This window comes from Aeromonas sp. 601039 (assembly GCF_049174415.1).
In the GTDB taxonomy this organism is placed as follows: domain Bacteria; phylum Pseudomonadota; class Gammaproteobacteria; order Enterobacterales; family Aeromonadaceae; genus Aeromonas; species Aeromonas veronii_A.
Map to the genome: position 1 here is coordinate 14,971 of NZ_JAAKTL010000012.1, position 23,226 is coordinate 38,196.

The following is a 23,226-nucleotide window of genomic DNA, read 5'->3' on the forward strand; positions in this document are numbered from 1 at the left end:
CAGGAGCCCTCTTTCATTACATCAGCACGCTCTTTTTAAACAGATCCCACACCCCGAACGAGAAGTGCTTGAAGATGTCGATGCCAAGGGCCGACTTCACCAGATAGAGCAGCAGCACCATGCCGCAGATCCCCAGCAGTAACAGCAGGGTGGTCAGCAGCACCTTTAGGTGAAAGCGAAAGCCGCTCTCCCGCCCGCGATGACGGCGATCCCGTCCCATCAACACCACCAGATAGCAGCGCCAGCGACCGATGCCGAAGGCGCTGTTGACGTTGATGGCGTGCGACTTGCCATCACTCATCAGCCGCAGCGCCTGCTCGATACCGTCGCGCTGGGTTTCACTCAGGCTCTCGCCCACCTCGGGGGAGAGAGCACGGTAGAAGCGGTCGATCGCCCCCTGCGTTTTCTGCGGTAATTGGCTCATTGGTTTTCTCCTGCGGGCAAGCCCAAAGCCTTGCGGTAGACCTCCATGGTCTGACCGGCGATCCGCTGCCAGTCATACCGTTGCAGATAGTCGCTGTAATCGACCTTGCCGCGAGTCAACTGGGCGTTGAGCCGCTCAGCCAGTGCACTCACATCGCCGACCGGGAAATAGCACTCCTGTTGCAGCGCCACCGCCAGATTGGCGGGAATGTCGCTCACCACCACCGGCAGGGAGAAGGAGAGCGCCTCCAGCAGGGCTATCGGCAACCCCTCGTGATAAGAGGGCATGGCAAACAGGGCCGCCTGTGAAAAGACGCTGATCAGCGCCTCGCCATTGAGGAAACCGGTACGAATCACCCCCGGTGTTTCATCCGCTATCCGCTGCAAGCGCTCACTGTAGGGAGTCGGGTGATCCGTATCCCCCACCAGCACCAGCGGCAGCTCGGTATCGAGCTGGCGATAGGCTGCGATGAGATCGTGCAGCCCCTTCTCCTCGACGAAGCGGCCCACCGCCACCAGATAGCTGCCAGCGGTCAGTCCGAAACGGGCCAGCGTCAGCTCCCTCTTGTCCGCAGCAGGCAGCGCGACCCGTTTCACCCCGTTGTAGATGAGGTGGGCATCCTGGCGATCGTACTGGCGGCGGATCGCCTCGTTGATCACTTCGGAGATGACGATCACCTCGCTGGCATAGCGTACCGCCCAGCGCTCACCAAGGCGTAATACCCACTTGGCCAGCGCCCCCCACTTCTGGCGGTCATAGTCGGGGCCGTGATGGGTAAAGACCACCCGTTTGCCAAGCAACCTCAGCAGCGGTACCACCAGCCCCGGGCCGATGGCATGGACATGCACCAGATCGCAGGCATGACGGCGGCAGTAAAAAGCCGCGAGCAGAGAGTGGAGGATTGCCTCCAGCGACTTCTTTTTGGGGGCGGGCAACGCCTTGAGAGCCACTCCTTCAAACTCGCCGCTTCGGTAATTCACATAGGGGGCACGAGCCAGCACGGTCGCCGCCACTTCGAACTGGCGGTGCAGCTCCGGATAGAGGGACTGACAATGGGTTTCGACACCGCCCAGTACATGGGGGATCCCCCGGGTACCGAGCACGGTCACACTAATCTGCTTCATGATCTTCTCGAATGATTCTGGCGGGATTGCCCGCAACAACGGCGCGAGCCGGAACGGAACGAGTGACGACGGCGCCGGCACCGACACAGGCATGATCACCAATGGCGATGGCCCCGATAACGATGGCGCCGGTGCCGAACTCGACCCCGTCCCCCACGCTGGGCGAGAGAAGCTGACCGCTCTGACGATCTGGCTTGTTGCCCAGGGTGCAGTTGTGGCGCAGGGTGCAGTCACGCCCCATCTGCACGCCGTCACCGATGACGATATTCTGCGGGTGATAGAGGCGCAGGCCCCAACCCAGCCGGGCTCTTGGCGAGATATCGAGGCCGCACAGCAGCTTGAATCCCTTGAGCAGCAACAAGCAGGGCAGCCTCATAAAGCGGCCTCCCTGTGCCAGCCGGTAACTGAACAGGAACAGGCGCGCCGTCTTGCTCGGATTGAGTGCCAGTTCGGTTTTCAACTCGTGCCAGAAACTCATCTCTGTTTCTCCTCCAGCAACGACTGGTAGAGCGCCAGCAGGGCTTGCTGGTGGCTGGCGAGGGAGTAACTGTCGATCAGCCGCTGACGGGCCGAACGCCCCATGGCCGCCGTCTGCTCCGGCTCGGCCACCAGCCTGTCCATGCAGCGGGCCAGCTCGTCGGCATTACCCGCCTCGAACAGCAAGCCATCGAGACCGTCGCGGATCTGCTCCGGAATCCCGCCAATTCGAGCCCCGATCACCGGTTTGCCATAGGCCATCGCCTCCAGTACCGACATGGAGCAGTTCTCGTACCACTCGGACGGCACCACCACAGCCTTGGCGTGACGCAGCAGATCGAGCAACGCTTCCCCCTGCTTGAACCCCAGCAGTTCGGCATTGGGATAATGCTGCCCGAGGTGCGCCTGCAGCGGGCCACCGCCCACAATTTTGAGACCCGCCGGCCGCGTCATGCGCTGATGGGCACGGGCAAGCGTCTCGACCCCTTTCTCGGCCATCAGGCGCCCGAGGAACAGAAAGTACCCACGATCCTCTCCGCTTTCGCGGCTCGACTCGACATCGATACCATTGAGGATCACCTCGATGCGGGAAGCAGGCAGCCGGGTGCGAAGCATCCCAGCCATGAAGGCGCTCGGCGCCACCAATGCATCGACCTGCTCATAGTTGCGGCGCCACTGCTGCCAGGCCGCCTCGGCAGAGAGCAGCAGGCTCTTGCCCCATGACCCCTCCTGCCACTGATGGCGAAACAGCTTGAGCCAGGAACCCTCGATCCGGGTCAGATCGAACGGCTCGCCATCGACCAGCATGCTGTAGTTGGGACAGGCCACCTTGTAGTCGTGGGCTGTCAGCACCGTCTTGCAGCCCAGGGATTTGGCCACCCGGATGATCGCCGGGGTGAGCTGGTGGTAGATGTTGTGAAAGTGAACGATATCGGGCCGCTCGGCACGGATAAGCTCCGCCAGCCGATCACAGGCCTCCTGATTGTGAATGAAGCGAGCGGCGATCTTCAGCCGATCGAAGAGCCCGTGCCGCTGGTGATAATCAACGTTGGCCGGAAAGTAGCCACTCTGGGGCGAGGGGAGGTTATCCGGATGCTGCATGGCAAAGTCGATCACCTGATGACCCGCCTGACGCACCATCTCCCGCTCCTGAAAGAGGACGGTCTCGGCACCTCCCTTCATGAAAAAGAACTTGTTGGCAAAGAGCACCTTCACGGCAATGACTCCTGGATCAGACGATGGGCGGGCGCCTCGCGCGGGGAGCGCTGGGGCAACAGCAGGCCGCGCACCAGCCCGGCTGCATAGATGGAGAGATTCATGACACTGCGCAGGGCATCTTGCAGGGAGCGGTTCTTCAACCACTTGAGAGCGATAAAGCCACCCAGCGGTGCCAGCGCGAGCAGCGGCAACCAGAACGGCAGCCCGGCTGCGAAAAGCAATACGCAGAACAGGAGTGCCAGCAGGTAGAGCCCGAACAGCAGCTCGGAGCGGATCACCGACAGCACCTCGCGAAAATAGGGCTGCCCCCACGCCGAGCGCACCAGCTCGCCGCTGGCAAACAGATACCCCATGCGCCAGCGGTAACGGATCAGGGCAAGGGAGTCCATGGTGTGGGAGGTGTGAAAGAAGAAGGGGACATCGAGCCGCTCCAGCCGATAGCCCGCCTGACGCAGCCGGATACCCAGCTCCGCCTCTTCGTAACCGTGCAGGTTGCGATTGGTGAGATAGCCGATCTGCTCGATGGCGCTGCGTCGAAACAGACCGCCACCACACAGCCAGCGCGACTCGCCCAGCGGATAGATCTGGTTGATGCGCTGCTTGCGCGACTTGAACTCATAGCTGCGGGCATCATCCATCTCGGCCCGCCCGGCCACGCCACCGCACTCGGGATGGGAGTGCATGTGCGCAATGGCGGCTGGCACAAACTCCGGCTCCAGCTTCATGTCGCCATCGAGCAGCAGCAGGAATTCCCCTTCGCTGAAGAGGTAGCCAAGCTGTGGCCCCACGCCACAACAGCGATCGGCCGGGTTGGTCAGGCTGACGACAGTGACTCCCAGCTGGCAGGCGATCGCCTGGGTACGGTCGGTCGAAAGACTGTCCGCCACGATAATCTGGTGGGAGTAGTCGGCCAGAGCGCTCCTGATGCTGGCTATGGTATCGGCAATCCCTGCCTCCTCGTTGTAGGTCTTGATGATGACGGAGATAAGGGTGGATGGAGTCATGACACCTCACGGGAACGGGTGGCCTGCCGAACCGAAGAACGGATCACCAGGGCGGCACCCAGCACGAAATAGAAGAGAAACTGCTGCACCGGGATCAGCATCAGCAGCTGGCTGTAAGGCAAGCTCAGCAGGCAGGCGATCCCGAACGCGATGAAAGCGGGTTGATAGCTGAGCAGACGCACATCTGCCGCGCTCAGCAGCTGGCGATCCAGCAACGGACGGGGACGGCAGCACCAGAGCAGCAGAACGATCAGCGCGATGAATATCAGGGTGCCCATCAGTCCCACCTCCCACAGCAACACGCTGAGGGAGGTGGAGTCGAGCAGCACGTTGAACAGGGGATTGAGAAAACCGGGCAGGGTGCTGCCATGGTTGGTGGTGTTGAGGCCATAACCAAACAGCAGATTGCTGAGACCGTGGTGATCACCGTTGCTGGCCCAGAAAAAGAGCGTCGTCACCCGCCCCAGCTCGCCGGTTTCCGGGTTGATGTGGTTGGGATCGAAGATATAGCCGAGGGAGTCGATAAACAGCGCAATGGCCCCCTGTTGCCCGGCCCCTTCGAACGCGGATGAGTAGGAGGCAGCCAGCACCATAACGGCCACTGCCACCAGTGCAGTCATCGCCAGCGCAATCAGCAACAGACGCTTGAGGTCATAGCTCTTCATCCCCCTGACATAGCTTGGCGAGAGCCAGACCCAGGCCAGCAGCAAGGGGGACAACAGAATGACGAACTTCACCTCGGCCAGCACACAGATGGCAAAGGCGGCAAGAATGTGAAAAGCGACCGAACGACGCGAAATGAGGCCGTGGCGAAACTCGGAGAGCTTGATCAGCATCACCAGCAGGCAGAAGAAGCCGAGTGCACCGGTATTGCCGCCACCCATGGGATCCCCCCCGAAGGTACCGACCACCGAGTCCCACTTCTCAAACTCGCCGCGCATTGCCACCCGCTTCGGCACCACCACCAGCACCTGAAACAGCACCACCGGGATCTGCAGGTAGAAGACCCACTCCACCAGCTTCATGATGCGGTAAATCTGTGACTCGCGGCAAAAGCCGAGCAACAGGCAGGGAAGCAGCAGAGAGAGTGCCAGCTCGTTCTTGAAACCGATGATAGTCACCATGCCCCCCTGCTGAAGCAGGGTGCCCAGCAGCGCCAGCACCAGCAAACCACAGTAGAGCAGCAGCAGCACCTTCTCCTGATAGTCGAGCCGCAACGGGCTGTAACGCGTCTGCAGCGGCAGCAACATCAAGGTGGCAATGGCCAGCAGGAAGGGCAGCCAGAGGAAGGCTGTAATACCGGTAACGTACTGGGCCAGGCCGCAGATCACCAGCGACAGCAGCAGATTGGCCTGCATGATGAAGGCGCTGTTCACGAGGCCAGCTCCATCCGCCCCTGCAACTCGGCAGCCCGGCGGTTGACCCGCAAAAAGACGAAGCCGTAGCGCACCGCAGTCAGCAGAGAGAAGGCCAGCACGCAGAGAGCGTACTCCTGCTGCAACCAGGGCAACAGTACGAAGGCAATCACTACGACCAGCAGCTGCTCAAGCTGGATCCGCAAAAAGTAGCGGGGCGAGCCGAACACCAGCTCGATCACGGTCAACGGGCAGATGGCTACCGCAGTAAAGACATAGGGCAACATGTAGCGGGAGGTATTGATGGAGGCGATCCACTCCGCATTGAAGAACCACTTCATCACCAGCGGATAGCAGATGAGGATCCCGAGGGTGGCCGCACTGCCCATCGCCAGCAGCAGCCGCTTCACCTTGCGAAACTCCTCCCCGTTGAAACGGCGCAGGCGAAAATCCTCCGACCATCGCGAGAAGATGGAGTGGCGGATGGCGTTGCCGACAATCACCACGGGCGCCAGACAGAAGCGGTTGACCACGGCAAAGTAGCCCGCCACCAGAGGGGAAAACCAGAAGTTGATCAGCACGGTCGGCAGATTGGCCGTCACCATCGCCAGCACCTCGGCACTGCCGACACCAGCCAGATGCGCTTTATGGCGGGAGAAGAAGTGCAGCAGGTGGCGCGGGGCAGCCTCCCTCAGCATGGCACTGTGCCAGGCAAAGGCAGACCACAACCAGCCCCCGATCACCAGCAGCAACAGACAGGCCCATAACTGATAAAAGTGCACCATGTCAGGGGCAAGCAGCAGGCAGAGCAGCACCACGGCAGAGGCCGAGATACGCTGCAGACCGAGCCGCTGGTAGTGGCCGGCCCGCAGAGCCAGATTCTCGGCGATGAGGATCAGCCCGTGGGTCACGGTCAGCAGGTAGAGCGGCCAGAGCGGCAGCGAGAAAAAGCAGACCACCACCAGCACATAGGGGATGGGGAGTAGCAAGACCTGCAACAGGGAAAAGATCAGGTTGCCGGGCAGCTCGGCCTCCTCCAGCTTGGGCAACAGCAGTTGCGAGGCAAAGGTGGCAAGCTGGGCACCGATCAGCACCAGACTGTAGCTGAGGGCATAGAGCCCGACCGCAGCCATGTCGAACTTGTGCGAAAGTGACCAGACCGAGAGCGCCCCGATCAGCTGGGATAGCACGGAAGCACCACCTATGGTAGTGATGCTGCGCAGCAGTTTCATAGTGCGCCCCGGGTGGGAGCACCACAGAATCTCAGGTTCTCAGCCCCTTCCAGATCCCGCTCGGCGACCTGGGTCAGCACAGTCCCCAGAACCGCCACTCTGGCATCCCGCAGCTGTGCAAGCACGCTCAGCACCCGGCTGGCCGGCAGTTGCCCGGACTGAACCACATGAATGGCACCATCCAGCGGTTGCCCCAGCAGCAGAGCATCCTTGCCGACCTCCAGCGCAGGAGTGTCCACTATGATGCGGTCAAACTGCCCGGCAAGGGTTGCCAGCAGTTCGCTCCAGCGCGGGGAACCAAGCAGTGCCAGCGGGGAAGATACCGGCTGACCAGCAGGCAGCAGGGTCAATCCCTCTTTTGGCACCAGACAGACAGCCAAGTCGGCTTCGCCTGAGAGCAGCTCGGCTAACCCCGGTCTGGCTGCCTGCCCCAGCAACTGGCGACCAAGGGAGCCCCGGCGCAGATCCCCATCCACCAGCAGCACCCGCTCATGGCGGGCAAAGCTGGCGGCACAGAGAGCCGCCAGCGTCGACTTGCCCTCACCAGCACGGGTCGAGGTGATCATGATGCGCTGCAGCTGACCCGGCTCCAGCCGCATGATGGCGTAGAGGTCATCGGCACTGGCACCTACTCTGGGATTGACCGCCCCCACCCGCAGCAGAGCACTCTGATCCTGCAGGGCCGCCAGCCGCGGGATTTCACCAAGCACCCGACCACCGAGCTGGGAGACCAGCTGGCTCAGACGATCCAGGGTATTGCGCAGCGCTCCGGCAGTGATGACTACCAGCACGGCAACCATGCCCGCCATTATCACCACCATCAGCAGAAACAGCATCTTGTTTGGTTTGGCAGGCAGCAAGGGCACCGATGCCGCGTCGTAGAGGATGGCATTCGACTCGTGCAGCTGAGCGTTCAGGCGGGTCTCTTCCTGACGGCGGAACAGCTCGTTATAGAGCTGACGGGTCTTGTCGATATTGTTCTTCAGGTTGTTGTACTCATCCTTCTTGACTGCCAGCGAGGAGAACTCCCGCTTCTTCTCGTCAAGCTGGGCAAGGTACTCCTGCTCCTTGCGCTGGCTGCTCAGGTAGCGATCCTCGATACCGTCGGCAATCTCCCGCATCAGCTGGTTTGACTGGGTATTGAGCGCCTTGATGCGTGCTTCGGCCTGCAGAATACGGTCATGCTTGGGGCCATAACGCTTGGCCAGCTCGGAGAGCTCCTGCTGGGCCTTGATGAGGGCGATGCGCAGATCCTGCATCTGGGGGTGGTTGGAGACCTCGGGCAGGGAAGCCAGCGCCGCCGGATTGCGGCCGTACTCCTGAATGGACTGGAATTCGGCCTGCGCCGCCAGCCGCCGCTCGCGTGCATCCGCGTACTTGTTGGTGATGATACCGAGCTCTTCGGTTTGCAGACCATCTACGCCGCGAAACGTCAGCAGATCATTGCGGGCAAGAAAATCGCCGAGCTGCTTCTCCTGCTTCTCCAGACTGGCCTTTATCTCCACCAGCCGGCTCTGGTTCCAGTGCGATGCCGTGGTGTTGGCATCGACCCGCTCCTCCACATTGAGATCGATGTAAGTCTGGGCCACCTCATTGGCGACGCTGGCGGCCAGCTCGGGAGAGCGGGATTCGAACCCTATGCTGACCAGCTGGGTATCGCGCACCGGCGAGACGGTCAGGTGTCTGGCCAGATACTCCAGCGCATGCTGGTGGCGTGAGGAGGCATCCTCCTGATGTCCGGCACTCCAGAGCCCCTTGATGCGGCTCAGCCAGCTGTCCGGATTGGGCTGCCCGTTGAATTCCGGCAACTCGGCCAAGCCCAGATGAGTAACCACCTTCTCGGCCACCCGGCGTGACTTGAGCAGCTCGAACTGGGTGTTGTAGTACTCGCGGCGGCTGGTATCGACCCGATAGACGGGCTCGATAGGGGAAGCGCTGTTGGCATCTGCCTTCAGCAGCAGGGTCGCACTGGATTGATAGTAGGGCGGCATGCTGAAGATAAAGGGGGCTGCCGCCAGGGTCACCACGGCGGCAAACAATACCACCTTCCACCAGTTTGCCTTGAGCACCCGCCAGGGGCCGCTGAAATCGAGGCGGCTCTCTAGCGCACGGCCATTTTCAACCAACAATGAAGTCATGAAGAGCGTCCTGGATCAGAAGAAACTTTGTTCGATGATGATGATGTCGCCGGGATTGAGCTGCCGTTGCAGGCTCACCTCTTCCAGCAACTGATCGCAGCCATTGAGGCGCAGGCTGATATCCCGTCTGGCGGCGCGATCGGTGAAACCACCCGCCAGCGCGACGGCCTTCTCCACCGTCAGGCCGGGCTGGTATTCGTAGCCCCCCGGGTGAGCCACCTCGCCAGCAACAAACACCTGGCGGAAAGTGGTCACGTTGACCGTCACCATGGGATCGAGCAGCACGCCGTGCTTGAGCCCTCTGGTCAGCAGCTCGGCCACCTCAGTGGTGGTATGGCCCATCAGCAGCACCTGACCCAGATAGGGGTAATTGACGTGGCCACTGGTATCGACCTTGAACTTCATCGACAGATCCGGCTCGCCATACACCCGGATTTCGACCTCGTCCCCCGGCGCCAACCGGTAGGCGGAATCGTTGCCTTGCGGGCTCTGGCCAGCCCAGACCGACAGGCTGAACAACCAGCCAAGCAGAAGCACCATCACGCTTTTGTTCATGTTAAATGGCTACCTTGAGTGAAAAAGAAAGCTGTTGTTTGTCGTAACCGAGGGCACGGCCATAGCAATTGCCGCCGATGTCGATGGGCTGCCCGGCAAAGCTGGAACCTGAGTCGGCCTGCTGGTAGTGGAGCCCCAGACTGACGGAGGGACGAATGTCGTAGCTGATGCCCATGCCCCAGCGATGGATGTCGTCCTGACGGTGGCGGTTGTCGTTACCACAGACCACCGACTGGTGATAATCATCCCGGATATCGTGATAAGAGAGCGTGGTCGCCACTCCGGGTGACCAGTGGTGCTGCCACTCGGCGCCATATAGCTGGCTGCTGACATAGCCGCCGTCACCACCCGGATCACGAATGGTCCGGCTGGAGAGCAGCGCGAGCTTGCTGTAATCGAGCGGTTGCCACTCCAGACGCAGCTCCCAGTTCAGCCCTTTGAAACTCTCCGCCTGCGGATCGTTGACGAAACGCTTGTAGATCCCGCCGATATTGGCATCGATCCGGGTCTTGCCGGTCAGCTGGCTCATCACCCCGGTGATAAGGAAAAACTCGTCGGAATCCTTGCGTGGATTGGCTGGGTAGCGTCGCAGATTGGTCTGCAGGGTGTAACGAAAACGGCTGACATGGCTCACCTGATCGAACAGCTCGACAATGGCGGTGTTCTCCTGCCACTCCTGCTCGGCCATATAGCGTTCAAAGTCATGCAGGTAGAGGTGCTTGTCGAGATAGCCCAAATCCTTGTGGGAGAGCGCCAGTTCCAGCTTGCCTCTGGCATCGGGTGCACCGTAACTGTAGCGGCCACCCACTTCGCTGCGTTTGAAGCGCAACGGCTCATTTATCTGAAATCTGCCGAATGTGGCATCACCACAGAGCGCACGACCTTTCTTATCAGCGTCGCTGGGACAAGGAGAGGCATCTCCCTGCAACATAAAGCCTTCGGTCAGCCCCTCGCCACGCGCCTCATGGCCCAGCCGATACTGGTACATCAGTTTGAAGGCGTTGCGCAGGGAGAAGCGCCAGCTGCCGTCAAACTGGAACTGGTGATCGGCATAGTCATCCGCATGGCTGCTGCCATAGCGACGATAATCACCCAGATAGCTGAACTGATAACGATCCAGGCCGCGTTCACCCACCATGCGAAATTCCGGGGAGATCCCGACGAAATCGGAGTCAATCGCCTGACCACTGTCACGCAGCCACAGCAGGTTGCTGTCGTGACCATAACGACTCTCCACTTCGGTCTGGATCTCCAGACCCAGCGGCCCCTGATGGGATACGGGAGTGACCTCGGCACGGACTGAAAGAGAGGGGGAGAGCAGCAGTCCGGCGCAAACGAGGCTAGTAAGCGGACGCACCAATAAACCCCTTGAATACAGTCAGGAAAATGACTTTGAAATCCAGTCCGAGCGACCAGTACTGGATGTACTTGAGATCGAACTTGACCCGCATCTCCATCTTGTCGAGGGTGTCGGTTTCACCACGAAATCCATTTATCTGGGCCAGCCCGGTAATCCCCGGTTTGACCTTGTGGCGCAGCATGTACCGCTCCACCAGTGAGCGGTACTGCTCGTTGTGTGCCACGGCATGGGGACGTGGCCCCACGATCGACATGGAGCCTTGAATCACATTGAAAAACTGCGGCAGCTCATCCAACGAGGTACGACGCAAAAACGCACCGAATGGCGTCACTCTGGGATCGCCTCTGGTTGCCTGAGTCACCACGGCATCATTCTCCATGACGCGCATGGAGCGGAATTTCCAGACCTGGATCCGTTTTCCCCCCAGGCCGTAGCGATCTTGCTTGAAGAGCACAGGTCCGGGTGAAGAGAGACGCACCCCGAGAGCGACCAGCGCCATGACCGGAGAGATGAGCAGCAGGATGAGTGAACCCAGCACCAGATCTTCAATCCGTTTGAGCAGGGCGGCGCCACCTTCAAACGGGGAATCGAAAAAGCTGAAGGTATAGATATCGCCCACCCGATCGATGTGGGATACGGTCAGACCGTACTCGTAGAAATCGGGAACCAGATAGGTATTAACCGTGGTGTCGGAGAGTTCGTAGAGGTAGTGATTGATACGCTCCCGGGCGGTCAGGGGCAGCGCCAGATAGATTTCGTCGACCAGCCCTTTGCGTGCCAGCTCGAGCAGCTCATCGACATCACCCAACAGAGGACTGCGAGTCGGGTAACCGAAGCGCTCTTCGCTACGGGCATCGAAAAATCCGAGCATCTGAATATCGTGACGCGGGCTCTCCCACAGGGATTTTTCCAGCGCCAGTCCGGCCGGAGTCACGCCAATGATGGCCACACGCCGACAGCAGGAGGCACCGCTGAACCAGAGGGTCACCAGTCGGTACAGCACCCGATAGCCGGTAGAAATAAGACAGGCCATGGCAAGCCAGAGCACAGCCAGCTCCAGCGGGAAAGGGTGGTAGGGTTTGAAGATGGGAACCAGATAGACCAGCAGGTAGAGCAGGGTAGCTGTTACCAACCAGGAGAAGATGAGGCGCAGCAGAGACTGCGCCAGATGTTTACGAACCCGGCTGCAATAGAGCCCGGTATTCTGGGAAACCAGAAAGAAGACCACCATGCCCAGCGTGGCCAGTGACATCTCGTCCAACCCATGAAACAAACCAAAGTGTCGCGAAAGCAGCACCATTGAGACTGAAATTCCCACCAGATCGACAAAACGGGAAAACAGACTGTGGCTCGCGTCTGCGAGCTTGATGATTCGTTTGTTCATGGGTCGCCTTCATACTGATATCACTTATCAGTTTTCTTGACCGGACGAGCCCAGTTTTTGATGTGACGCTGGGGTACCCGGGTTATCACGAGTTCATGTTCACCCACGTCCTTGGTAATAGTAGAGCCGGCACCCAGGGTGGCCCCCTTGCCGATGCGAACAGGCGCTACCAGTTGGGTATCAGAACCGACGAACACATCGTCCTCGATGATGGTCTGGAATTTGTTGACCCCGTCGTAGTTGCAGGTGATGGTACCGGCTCCGATATTTACCCCGGCACCGATCTCGGCATCACCCAGATAGGTCAGATGACCGCACTTGGAACCAACCCCAAGACGGGCCTTCTTCATCTCGACGAAGTTGCCAACGTGCGCATCCTGCTCCAGAACCGCCCCCGGACGCAAGCGGGTAAACGGACCCACTGAGCACTGATCTGCCACCTGCGCACCCTCGATAACCGAGTAGGGTTTCACCTCGGTGTGATCGCCAATGACACAATCTTTCAGTACGCAACCGGCTCCGATACGAACATGATTGCCGAGAGTCACCTTGCCCTCAATGATGACGTTTGCATCAATAACAACCTCTTCACCAATTTCCAAAACCCCGCGCAAATCAAAGCGTGCGGGGTCGATCATGGTTGCACCAGCAATCATCAGTTTCTCGGCCTGCATCTGCTGATAGCTGCGCTCAAGTTGGGCCAATTGCACCCGATTGTTGGCCCCTTCAACTTCAGCGGCACGCTCTGGATGCACAGCGGCAATCGGGCAATTATCGCCGTGAGCCATCTCGATCACATCCGTCAGATAGAACTCACCCTGGGCATTCTTGTTGTCGAGACGAGACAACCATTGACGCAACTGGCCCCCATTGGCCACCAGCACGCCGGTGTTCACCTCACGAATGGCCAGCTGTTCGGCATTGGCATCCTTCTGCTCGACGATGCCGACTACCTGACCATTTTCACGGACGATACGGCCATAGCCGGTAGGGTTGTCCAGTACCACGGTCAGCAGTGCCATACCGTTTTCAGCCTTGGCAGCAAGCAGTCGCTGCAGGGTCTCTGGCTGGATCAGCGGGGTATCGCCGTAGAGCACCAGCACGTCGTCTTCATCCTTCCAAAACGGGATGGCTTGGGCGACGGCGTGACCAGTCCCCAGCTGTTGCGCCTGCAGCACCCAGTTCACATCGGCCGCCACGATCCGCTCTTTCAGCAGTTCGGCACCGTGGCCATAGACCAGATGCAGCTGCTCGGCACCGACCTGACGGGCAGTATCGATCACATGGGAAACCATGGGTTTGTTGGCTACCGGGTGGAGTACCTTGGGCAGGGAAGAACGCATGCGGGTACCTTTACCCGCCGCCAGGATCACGACGTTGAGGGACATAAATTGACCTTTGGAACATGAGGAAATACTCGGCGGAGTCTATCCAACGGGTAAAAAAAAAGCGACCCGAAGGTCGCTTTTTACATCACCGTTATTAGCGGTAATTCTTTTTGACGATATCGATGACTCGCAGTTGAGCCATCGCCTTGGCCAGCTCGGTGGCGGCCTGGGCGTAGTCGATATCACCATGGGAGCTGTGGATCCGCTCTTCGGCTGCGCGCTTGGCTTCCTGGGCTTTCGCCTCATCCAAGTCGTCAGCACGAATCGCGGTGTCCGCCAGCACGGTCACGGATTCAGGTTGTACTTCCAGCATACCGCCGGAGATGTACAGCACCTCTTCAGTTCCGTTCTGCTTCACCAAGCGGACCAGGCCCGGCTTGATGGCAGTCAGCAACGGAGCATGACCGTGGCGGAGACCCAACTCACCTTCGGAGCCTGATACCTGAGCGGATTGCACGCGACCGGAAAACAGTTTTCCTTCGGCGCTCACCACGTCCAGGTGAAAGGAGATCATCTCTGCCATGGGCCCTCCTGTCGAGGCTTACAGTTTCTTGGATTTCTCGACGACTTCGTCGATACCGCCAACCATGTAGAACGCCTGCTCGGGCAGATCGTCATACTCGCCTTTCAGGATGCCCTGGAAACCACGGATGGTCTCTTTCAGCGGCACGTATTTACCCGGAGAACCGGTAAACACTTCTGCTACGAAGAACGGCTGGGACAGGAAACGCTCGATCTTACGGGCACGGGCTACGGTCAGTTTGTCTTCTTCTGACAGTTCATCCATACCCAAGATGGCGATGATGTCCTTCAGCTCTTTGTAGCGCTGCAGTACGGTCTGAACGCCACGAGCGGTCTCGTAGTGCTCTTTGCCAACCACCAGCGGATCCAGCTGACGAGAGGTAGAGTCCAGCGGGTCAACGGCCGGGTAGATACCCAGTGCCGCGATTTGACGGGACAGTACGACGGTCGCATCCAGGTGGGCGAAGGTGGTCGCTGGAGACGGGTCAGTCAAGTCATCCGCAGGCACGTAAACGGCCTGTACGGAGGTGATGGAACCGGTCTTGGTGGAGGTGATACGTTCTTGCAGAACACCCATCTCCTCGGCCAGGGTCGGCTGGTAACCTACTGCGGAAGGCATACGGCCCAGCAGTGCGGATACTTCGGTACCGGCCAGGGTGTAACGGTAGATGTTGTCCACGAAGAACAGCACGTCACGACCTTCGTCACGGAACTTCTCGGCCATGGTCAGGCCGGTCAACGCTACGCGCAGACGGTTTCCGGGCGGCTCGTTCATCTGACCGTAAACCAGAGATACTTTGTCCAGTACGTTGGACTCCATCATCTCGTGGTAGAAGTCGTTACCCTCACGGGTACGCTCACCTACACCGGCGAATACAGAGTAACCACTGTGTTCGATCGCGATGTTACGGATCAGCTCCATCATGTTTACGGTTTTGCCTACACCGGCACCACCGAACAGACCAACCTTACCACCCTTGGCGAACGGACATACCAGGTCGATAACCTTGATGCCGGTCTCCAGCAGCTCGGTGCTGTTGGACTGATCTTCGTAGCTGGGGGCTTCACGGTGGATTGACCAGCTCTCTTCTTCACCGATCGGGCCTTTCTCGTCGATTGGCTCGCCCAGTACGTTCATGATCCGACCCAGTGTCGCAGTACCGACCGGAACCTGGATGGATTTACCGCTATTCATTACTTCCAACCCACGACGCAGACCGTCGGAGGAACCCATGGTGATGCAACGAACGACGCCGCCACCGATCTGTTGCTGAACTTCCAGCACCAGACCCTGGCCTTGACCTTCGCTAACGACCTTCAGTGCATCGTACACCTGGGGCACGGCATTCTGCGGGAACTCGATGTCCACTACAGCGCCGATGATTTGGACGATGAAACCGTTACTCATGTCAAATCCTCTAAACCTTTGATAACCCTTGCCTTACACCGCAGCAGCACCGGATACGATCTCTGTCAGCTCCTGGGTAATACTGGCCTGACGGGCCTTGTTGTATACCAGTTGCAGATCGTTAATCAGGTTACCGGCGTTGTCAGTCGCGGCTTGCATGGCAACCATTCGGGCTGCCTGTTCACTGGCCAAGTTTTCCACTACACCCTGGTAGACCTGAGATTCGACATAGCGAACCAGCAGGGTATCCAGCAGCTTCTTGGGATCCGGCTCATAGAGGTAATCCCAGTGGTGTTTCTTGGCGAGCTTGCTGTCTTCAGTTACGGGCAAAGGCAGCAGTTGATCGACCCGTGGTTGCTGCACCATGGTGTTGACGAACTTGTTGTACACCAGATACAGCTTGTCAATCTCACCGTTGTCGTAAGCCTTCAGCATGACCTTGACTGAACCAATCAGGTCATTGACGCTCGGGTTATCGCCCAGTCCTGCGACGTGAGCTTTCACCTTGGCGCCGTGCCGTTCAAAGAAGTTGGAGGCTTTGTTGCCGATCAGAGCCAGGTCAACCTTGGCACCTTTCGCGCTCCATTGCTTCATATCATTGAGGGCAGCCTTGAACAGGTTGATGTTCAGACCACCACACAGGCCACGGTCGGTGGAGACGACGATGTAACCCACTCGCTTGACCTCACGTTCGATGAGGTAGGGGTGCTTGTATTCCAGGTTCCCCTGAGCGATATGGCCGATCACCTTGCGCATGGTTTCAGCGTACGGACGGCTGGCAGACATGCGATCCTGCGCACGGCGCATCTTGCTTGCTGCCACCATTTCCATAGCGCTGGTGATCTTTTGAGTGTTTTTAACACTCCCGATCTTGTTACGTATCTCTTTTGCGCCGGCCATCTCTTCTCTCCATCAGGTGGCAGCTTGCGCTGCCACACTCGCTTACCAGGTCTGGGTTGCCTTGAAGTCATCCAGCAACGCAGTCAGCTTGCCAACGATCGCGTCGTTGTAGTCAGCCTTGGCATTGATTTCAGCCATCAGCTCAGCATGCTGGGTATCGGCGAAAGAGAGCAGAGCGGCTTCGAAGTCGAGGATCTTGCTCAACTCGACATCAGAGAGATAGCCTTTTTCCGCGGCGAACAGCACCAGAGACTGGTGAGCCACGCTCATCGGAGAGTACTGCTTCTGTTTCATCAGCTCGGTCACTTTCTGACCGTGGTCCAGCTGCTTGCGAGTTGCATCGTCCAGGTCGGAAGAGAACTGGGCAAAGGCAGCAAGTTCGCGATACTGGGCCAGCGCGGTACGGATACCACCGGACAGCTTCTTGACGATCTTGGTCTGGGCGGCACCACCCACACGGGATACGGAGATACCCGGATCAACCGCAGGACGAATACCGGCGTTGAAAGACTGGGAAGTCAGGAAGATCTGACCATCGGTGATGGAGATCACGTTGGTCGGAACGAACGCGGATACGTCGCCCGCCTGGGTTTCGATGATCGGCAGCGCGGTCAGAGAACCGGTTTTGCCCTTCACTTCACCCTTGGTGAACTTCTCTACGTACTCGTCGTTGACGCGAGCTGCACGCTCCAGCAGACGGGAGTGCAGATAGAATACGTCGCCCGGGAATGCTTCACGTCCTGGCGGACGGCGCAGCAGCAGGGAGATCTGACGATATGCAACGGCCTGCTTGGACAGGTCATCATAAATGATCAGGGCATCTTCACCGCGGTCACGGAAGTACTCACCCATGGAGCAACCTGAATACGGAGCCAGGTATTGCAGGGCAGCCGCTTCGGAAGCAGAGGCAACCACTACTATGGTGTTGGCCAGAGCACCGTGCTCTTCCAGCTTGCGCACCACGTTGGCGATGGTGGAGGCCTTCTGGCCAATCGCAACGTAGACACACTTAATGCCGGAGTCTTTCTGGTTGATGATGGTGTCGATCGCAATGGCAGTTTTACCTACCTGGCGGTCACCGATGATCAGCTCACGCTGGCCACGACCGATAGGGATCATGGAGTCGATGGCTTTCAGACCGGTCTGGACAGGCTGGTCAACAGACTTACGCTCGATAACGCCCGGGGCAATCACTTCTACCGGAGAGAAGCCATCGTGCTCGACCGGACCTTTACCGTCGATAGGCTGACCCAGGGTGTTGACCACCCGGCCCAGCAGACCACGACCGACCGGCACTTCCAGAATGCGGCCAGTACCTTTTACTTTCATCCCTTCGGCCAGATCGGCATAGGGACCCATCACTACGGCACCAACGGAGTCACGCTCCAGGTTCAATGCCAGAGCGTAGCGGTTGCCCGGCAGCTCGATCATCTCACCCTGCATGGCATCGGCCAGGCCGTGGATACGAATGATACCGTCACTCACGGAGACGATGGTACCTTCGTTACGCGCTTCGCTCTTTACATCAAACTGCGCAATGCGCTGCTTGATCAGCTCGGCGATTTCAGTGGAATTCAGTTGCATGCTCTAATACCCCAATCAAGATTGCAGCGCGTCAGCCATGCGATCCAGCTTGCCGCGGACAGTTCCGTCGATAACCAGATCACCGGCCTTGATGAGCACCCCGGCCATCAAGGACGCGTCGATGCTGCAATTCAGCTTCACTTTGCGCGCGAGACGTTGTTCCAGAGAAGCCTGAATATTGGCTTTCTGCTGGTCGGTCAGTGCAATCGCCGAAATCACGTCAGCCTGAACTTCTTTGTCCAGTTCAGACTTGAACACCACAAATTCGGCAACGACCGCCGGCAGCACACCCAAGCGACCATTCTCTGCCATTACCCGGATCAGGTTCTGGCCATGCTCGTCGAGTTGCTCCCCGCAGATGCTGACAAACAGTTTTGCCAGCTCGTCGGCAGCCACAGAGCCGTTAACCAGGGAGTGGATGGTCTCGTTCTTCACTACTTCCGCAGCGAAGCTGAGCATCCCCAGCCACTGATCAACCGCCTTGTGCTCAACGGCAAACTCGAAAGCAGCCTTGGCGTAGGGGCGAGCGATTGTAGTCAGTTCAGACATAGCCCCGTTCCCGTTACAGTTCAGCTACCAGTTTGTCGACGATGTCGCTGTTGGCAGCCTGGTCGATTTGGCGCGCCAGGATCTTCTCTGCACCCGCAATGGCAAGAGCAGCAACCTGCTTGCGCAGTTCCTCTTTGGCACGATGACGTTCAGCTTCAATCTCGGCACGGCCTTGAGCCAGGATTTTTTCCCGCTCAGCCTGAGCACCGACAGTTGCCTCATCAATGATCTGGGCCTTGCGTTTGTTGGCCTGTTCAATGATTTCAGCAGCCTGCAGCTTGGCTTCTTTCAGCTGATCGACGGCGTTGGCCTTGGCCAAATCCAGATCTTTCTTGGCTCGTTCGGCAGAAGAGAGACCGTCAGCAATAGCTTTCTGACGGGCTTCGATGGCAGCCATCAGCGGCGGCCATACATACTTCATGCAAAACACAACGAAGAAGAAAAAAGCAATTGCTTGGCCGAGGAGGGTGGCGTTGATATTCACAGCCGATGTCCTCTTTAGTTAGTTAATGGGTTATGCCTGGAGATGTCGTAACGACTTAGCCAGCAACCGCAAACATCACATACAGACCCAGACCAACGGCGATCATCGGGATCGCATCCACCAGACCCATTACGATGAAGAACTGGGTACGCAGAACAGGGATCAGATCAGGTTGACGAGCAGCACCTTCCAGGAACTTGCCACCCAGAATACCGATACCGATGGAAGCGCCGATAGCAGCCAGACCCATCATCATTGCAGCAGCGATGTACAGCAGGTCCATGTTCAAGTTTTCCATGAGGATCTCCATTTATTTAGATGTAATTGATTGTATAAAAAGGATTATTTGAGTCGCATCAACCATGGTCTTCCTGTGCCATCGACAGATAGACGATGGTCAGAACCATGAAGATGAATGCCTGCAAAGTGATGATCAGGATGTGGAAAATTGCCCAAGGCACGGACAGGATCCACTGTGACCACCAGGGTAGCAAACCCGCAATCAGGATAAAGATCAGTTCGCCAGCATACATGTTGCCGAACAGTCGAAGACCCAGAGAGACCGGTTTGGATACCAGCGTAACAGTTTCCAGGATGAGGTTAACCGGGATGGCCGCCGGGTGGTTGAAAGGCTGAAGCGTCAGCTCCTTCACAAACCCGCCGATACCCTTGACCTTGATGCTGTAATACAGGATCAAGAAGAACACGCCCAAAGCCATGGACATGGTGATGTTAACGTCAGCAGAGGGAACCACACGCAGATAGGGAATACCCATCAATTGTGCAGCGTGAGGGATAAAGTCAACGGGGATCAGATCCATCAGGTTCATCAGGAAGATCCAGACAAACACAGTCAACCCCAAAGGTGCGATGACCTTGTTGCGACCATGAAAGATGTCTTTGACGTTACCATTCACAAACTCGACCAGCATCTCCACAAAGCACTGCAGCTTACCCGGCACCCCGCTGGTAGCGTTAACGGCTACTTTGCGGAACAGCAGGATAAACAGGGCGCCTAGCACGACGGAGAATACCATTGAGTCGATATTCACCGTCCAGAACCCGGACCCGACTTGAAGGTGGGTCAGGTGGTGGGAGATATATCCCTGAGGAGTCAGGACTTCTCCGGTTGCAGACATGAGTTTTCCTAATAGTGGTTGTTAAGCGTGAATGAGACTATCCACTGTACAACGAGGGCGAGGATATAAGTGGCAAAAAACGAGACGGTAACGACCTCGACTTTCGCACCAAACAACAGAGCAAACAGACCTGCTGTCGAAACGAGCTTAATCCCAGCCCCACCATAAAAGTCCCGCAAAACCAGGCCCACACTCTCGGTTGTCACCTTGCGGCGCAGCACCCAGACAGTAAACAAGGCTTGAGGAACCCAGTACATCCCCCCTCCGTAAAGGGCGGAATAACCGGCGCTGGCACTAATCTGATAAAACCAGACAGCACTCATCGCCAGGATCAGGATGAGCTGACAAACGAGCATAACCCAGGCTAGCGTAAAACCTTCCAAGGCTATTTTCTGCTTCACCAACCTACCCCTGAACATTACAGAACTGTAAAAAATCGGGATCCGAAGACCCCATGTTAACAGCTCTTAAAGCCGGTCAAATTATACCCTTGAGGGCCGCTATTGCAATATGACAAAAATCCTTAATTTTTGCGGCTTTCCGCGGCAAATCAAGGTTATGGCCATATCAAAAGGAATGGATGTTTTATTACTACAAAAAGCGTAAGAATCACGATTCTGACACGCCAAAATAGCCCAATATACGGTCCAAATCGGATAAATTCTCGTAACTTATTACTAACTTTCCGCTATCCCGCTTGCCAGGCTGAAGTTGCACCTGATTGCCTATTTTTTCTGCCAACTGGCGCTCCAGATAGCCGATCTGAGGATCTCGAGCCAGTTCGACCCTGGCTTTTGCCGGTTCAAGCGCTTTTTGCACCAGCTTCTCGGTATCGCGTACAGTCAGCCCTTTCTGGGCAACCAGCTTGGCCAGTTCGGACTGAGCCTGACCGCTCAGGGCCAGCAGGGCTCGGGCATGACCCATGTCGAGGTCGCCATGCTCGACGAAACGCTTCACGTCGTCGTTGAGCTGGTTGAGACGCAGCAGGTTGGTCACCGTGGTGCGGGACTTGCCCACCGCCTCGGCCACCTGCTGGTGGGTGAGTTCGAATTCGGTCAGTAGTCTTTGTAAAGCGACCGCCTCTTCGATGGCATTGAGGTCTTCCCGCTGGATGTTCTCAATCAGCGCGATGGCAACGGCAGCCTCGTCGGGTACATCCTTGACGATGCAGGGCACCACCTCGAGCCGCGCCAGCTGGGACGCGCGCCAGCGCCGTTCACCGGCGATGATTTCGAAGGATTGTTCGCCGAGAGGGCGTACCACGATGGGCTGGATCACCCCCTGGGCGCGGATGGAGTTGGCAAGCTCTTCCAGTGCATCCTGGGACATATCCTTGCGGGGCTGGTACTTGCCGGACTGTAACCACTCCACCGGCAGCTTGCGCAGCTCGCCCTGATTGGTGGGGGCCATGGCCTCTTCAGTACGTTGATCGCTCATCACCTGTTTCTGGCGGGCAGCCGTGCTGGTACTGAGCAGGGCATCCAGCCCCTTGCCCAGTCCACGTTTTTTCGGAGTCATATGCTCTCTCGGTCTGCGATGGTCGCCTGACGTTCCTGCTCCTGGCGGCGCAGGATCTCGCCAGCCAGTGCCAGGTAGGCCTTGGCGCCCACCGATGATTTGTCATAGTGCATGGCCGGGGCACCGAAACTCGGGGCCTCAGCCAGTCTAACGTTGCGGGGAATGATGGTGCGGTAGACTTTGTCGCCAAAGTGCTGTTTTAGCTGATCGGACACATCATTGGCCAGCCGGTTGCGGTGATCGAACATGGTGCGCAGCACCCCTTCGATCTTGAGCTCCGGATTGACCACGGCGGCCAGCTTGCTGATGGTGTCAACCAGGGCGGTGAGCCCCTCCAGCGCGTAATATTCGCACTGCATGGGCACCAGCACTGAGTCGGCGGCGGCCATGGCGTTCACGGTCAGCATGTTGAGAGAGGGCGGGCAGTCGATGAAGACGTAGTCGTATTTGTCCCGCACCGAGGCCAGCGCATTGCGCAGGCGGATTTCGCGGGCGAAAAATTCCATCAGACGGATTTCGGCCGCGGTCACGTCGGCGTTGGCGGCAATCAGGTGATAGCCCCCGGTGGTTTCGGGGATGATCACTTCGCTGATGGGGGCATCCTCGATCAGCAGCTCATAGGCGGTGCGCTCGACGTCATACTTGTCGACACCGCTGCCCATGGTGGCATTGCCCTGCGGATCCAGATCGATCACCAGCACCTTGCGCCGGGTGGCAGCCATGGAGGCGGCCAGATTCACACAGGTGGTGGTTTTACCCACTCCACCCTTCTGGTTGGCTATGGCGATGACTTTTCCCACACGATCCCCTAAATGAAACTGCGACCCTATTCGGGCTGGATATGTTTGAATTCCAGCAGATGACGTTCGCCTTCCAGCTCCGGCACCCGCAACTCATGACAGGCTACCAGACGGATATTGGCAGGCAACTGGGCCAGCTCCTGCTCGGGATATTGTCCCTTGAGCGCGAGGAAGCTGCCCTGTTCTGACGGCAGGTGGTGACACCAGCTCAGCATGTCCTCCAGCGAGGCAAATGCCCGACTCAGTACACCATCAAATCCCACCTCGGGTTGATACTCTTCAACCCGGGATTTGACCGGCGTCACATTGGTCAGACCCAGCTCCTGGATCACCTGGCGGATGAAGTTGATCCGCTTGCCCAGACTGTCGAGCAGGACGAACTGCTTGTCCGGATTGATGATCGCCAGCGGCAATCCCGGCAGGCCGGGACCTGTCCCCACGTCGATGAAGCGCTCACCGTGCAAGTGGGGGCTTACCACCAGGCTATCGAGGATATGCTTGACCAGCATGGCGTCCGGATCTCGCACCGAGGTGAGATTGTAAGCCTTGTTCCACTTGTGCAGCAACTCGACCAACTGCACCAGTTGGCTCTTTTGGATATCGGTGATAACAATTCCGGCCTGCATGAGCAGGCCGTTCAATCTTTCCAGCATATTTTCCAAC

Annotated in this window: 24 protein-coding genes; all 24 read right to left on the reverse strand. The window is 58.2% G+C overall.

The genetic code is table 11. The features are described from left to right. Positions 1-16 precede the first annotated feature (16 nt). Positions 17-424 (reverse strand): hypothetical protein, encoded by a 408-nt coding sequence (locus G5195_RS11555; protein ID WP_421223517.1) that lies wholly within the window; start codon positions 422-424, stop codon positions 17-19. Further along, positions 421-1,548, reverse strand: coding sequence for a glycosyltransferase family 4 protein (locus G5195_RS11560; RefSeq protein ID WP_421236157.1), 1,128 nt, complete (start codon positions 1,546-1,548; stop codon positions 421-423). Before G5195_RS11560 ends, G5195_RS11555 begins: the two co-directional genes overlap by 4 nt. Continuing rightward, the gene (locus G5195_RS11565) at positions 1,535-2,026 is read right to left on the reverse strand and encodes a serine acetyltransferase (protein WP_421223520.1); all 492 of its coding nucleotides are present in this window, start codon (positions 2,024-2,026) and stop codon (positions 1,535-1,537) included. Before G5195_RS11565 ends, G5195_RS11560 begins: the two co-directional genes overlap by 14 nt. Further along, on the reverse strand, positions 2,023-3,240 hold the full coding sequence (locus tag G5195_RS11570) for a glycosyltransferase family 4 protein (RefSeq protein ID WP_421236158.1): 1,218 nt from the start codon (positions 3,238-3,240) through the stop codon (positions 2,023-2,025). Before G5195_RS11570 ends, G5195_RS11565 begins: the two co-directional genes overlap by 4 nt. Then, the gene (locus G5195_RS11575; protein ID WP_421236159.1) at positions 3,237-4,247 is read right to left on the reverse strand and encodes a glycosyltransferase family 2 protein; all 1,011 of its coding nucleotides are present in this window, start codon (positions 4,245-4,247) and stop codon (positions 3,237-3,239) included. The genes G5195_RS11570 and G5195_RS11575 overlap by 4 nt, the downstream gene beginning before the upstream one ends. Continuing rightward, positions 4,244-5,623 carry a capsular biosynthesis protein gene (locus G5195_RS11580; RefSeq protein ID WP_421236160.1) on the reverse strand — a complete coding sequence of 460 codons (1,380 nt, stop codon included), beginning with the start codon at positions 5,621-5,623 and terminating at the stop codon, positions 4,244-4,246. The genes G5195_RS11575 and G5195_RS11580 overlap by 4 nt, the downstream gene beginning before the upstream one ends. Next, positions 5,620-6,834: a lipopolysaccharide biosynthesis protein gene (locus G5195_RS11585; RefSeq protein ID WP_421236161.1), complete on the reverse strand. Its 1,215-nt coding sequence runs from the start codon at positions 6,832-6,834 to the stop codon at positions 5,620-5,622. Before G5195_RS11585 ends, G5195_RS11580 begins: the two co-directional genes overlap by 4 nt. Beyond that, positions 6,831-8,972, reverse strand: a complete 2,142-nt coding sequence (locus G5195_RS11590; RefSeq protein WP_421236162.1) for a GumC family protein — start codon at positions 8,970-8,972, stop codon at positions 6,831-6,833. Before G5195_RS11590 ends, G5195_RS11585 begins: the two co-directional genes overlap by 4 nt. A 15-nt stretch (positions 8,973-8,987) precedes the next feature. Then, complete coding sequence (locus tag G5195_RS11595; protein WP_421223529.1) at positions 8,988-9,527, reverse strand: polysaccharide biosynthesis/export family protein; 540 nt, start codon at positions 9,525-9,527, stop codon at positions 8,988-8,990. Between the two features lies 1 nt (position 9,528). After that, complete coding sequence (locus G5195_RS11600; protein ID WP_421223531.1) at positions 9,529-10,884, reverse strand: outer membrane beta-barrel protein; 1,356 nt, start codon at positions 10,882-10,884, stop codon at positions 9,529-9,531. Then, on the reverse strand, positions 10,868-12,271 hold the full coding sequence (locus tag G5195_RS11605; protein ID WP_421223532.1) for an undecaprenyl-phosphate glucose phosphotransferase: 1,404 nt from the start codon (positions 12,269-12,271) through the stop codon (positions 10,868-10,870). The genes G5195_RS11600 and G5195_RS11605 overlap by 17 nt, the downstream gene beginning before the upstream one ends. A 20-nt stretch (positions 12,272-12,291) precedes the next feature. After that, the gene (glmU, locus tag G5195_RS11610) at positions 12,292-13,659 is read right to left on the reverse strand and encodes a bifunctional UDP-N-acetylglucosamine diphosphorylase/glucosamine-1-phosphate N-acetyltransferase GlmU (protein WP_421223534.1); all 1,368 of its coding nucleotides are present in this window, start codon (positions 13,657-13,659) and stop codon (positions 12,292-12,294) included. Between the two features lie 94 nt (positions 13,660-13,753). Continuing rightward, complete coding sequence (locus G5195_RS11615; RefSeq protein WP_005339345.1) at positions 13,754-14,182, reverse strand: F0F1 ATP synthase subunit epsilon; 429 nt, start codon at positions 14,180-14,182, stop codon at positions 13,754-13,756. A gap of 18 nt (positions 14,183-14,200) precedes the next feature. Continuing rightward, entirely contained in the window at positions 14,201-15,589 is a 1,389-nt protein-coding gene (gene atpD, locus G5195_RS11620; RefSeq protein ID WP_026455856.1) for a F0F1 ATP synthase subunit beta, read from the reverse strand. Between the two features lie 33 nt (positions 15,590-15,622). Beyond that, a complete protein-coding gene (gene atpG, locus G5195_RS11625) occupies positions 15,623-16,489 on the reverse strand; it encodes a F0F1 ATP synthase subunit gamma (protein WP_041210471.1) in 867 nt (288 codons plus the stop codon). 42 nt (positions 16,490-16,531) lie between these two features. Then, positions 16,532-18,073, reverse strand: coding sequence for a F0F1 ATP synthase subunit alpha (atpA, locus tag G5195_RS11630; RefSeq protein ID WP_216952485.1), 1,542 nt, complete (start codon positions 18,071-18,073; stop codon positions 16,532-16,534). Positions 18,074-18,088: 15 nt separating this feature from the next. Continuing rightward, entirely contained in the window at positions 18,089-18,622 is a 534-nt protein-coding gene (atpH, locus tag G5195_RS11635) for a F0F1 ATP synthase subunit delta (RefSeq protein WP_204480539.1), read from the reverse strand. 13 nt (positions 18,623-18,635) lie between these two features. After that, positions 18,636-19,106: a F0F1 ATP synthase subunit B gene (atpF, locus tag G5195_RS11640; RefSeq protein ID WP_204480536.1), complete on the reverse strand. Its 471-nt coding sequence runs from the start codon at positions 19,104-19,106 to the stop codon at positions 18,636-18,638. Between the two features lie 55 nt (positions 19,107-19,161). Further along, positions 19,162-19,404: a F0F1 ATP synthase subunit C gene (atpE, locus tag G5195_RS11645; protein WP_005307205.1), complete on the reverse strand. Its 243-nt coding sequence runs from the start codon at positions 19,402-19,404 to the stop codon at positions 19,162-19,164. Between the two features lie 58 nt (positions 19,405-19,462). After that, on the reverse strand, positions 19,463-20,245 hold the full coding sequence (atpB, locus tag G5195_RS11650) for a F0F1 ATP synthase subunit A (protein WP_216952488.1): 783 nt from the start codon (positions 20,243-20,245) through the stop codon (positions 19,463-19,465). A gap of 8 nt (positions 20,246-20,253) precedes the next feature. Continuing rightward, positions 20,254-20,664, reverse strand: a complete 411-nt coding sequence (locus G5195_RS11655) for an ATP synthase subunit I (protein WP_216952492.1) — start codon at positions 20,662-20,664, stop codon at positions 20,254-20,256. Positions 20,665-20,854: 190 nt separating this feature from the next. Then, positions 20,855-21,763, reverse strand: a complete 909-nt coding sequence (locus G5195_RS11660; RefSeq protein ID WP_421223536.1) for a ParB/RepB/Spo0J family partition protein — start codon at positions 21,761-21,763, stop codon at positions 20,855-20,857. After that, the gene (locus tag G5195_RS11665) at positions 21,760-22,563 is read right to left on the reverse strand and encodes a ParA family protein (RefSeq protein WP_005357226.1); all 804 of its coding nucleotides are present in this window, start codon (positions 22,561-22,563) and stop codon (positions 21,760-21,762) included. The genes G5195_RS11660 and G5195_RS11665 overlap by 4 nt, the downstream gene beginning before the upstream one ends. 26 nt (positions 22,564-22,589) lie before the next feature. Further along, positions 22,590-23,216, reverse strand: a complete 627-nt coding sequence (gene rsmG / locus G5195_RS11670) for a 16S rRNA (guanine(527)-N(7))-methyltransferase RsmG (protein ID WP_421223538.1) — start codon at positions 23,214-23,216, stop codon at positions 22,590-22,592. Positions 23,217-23,226 lie beyond the last annotated feature (10 nt).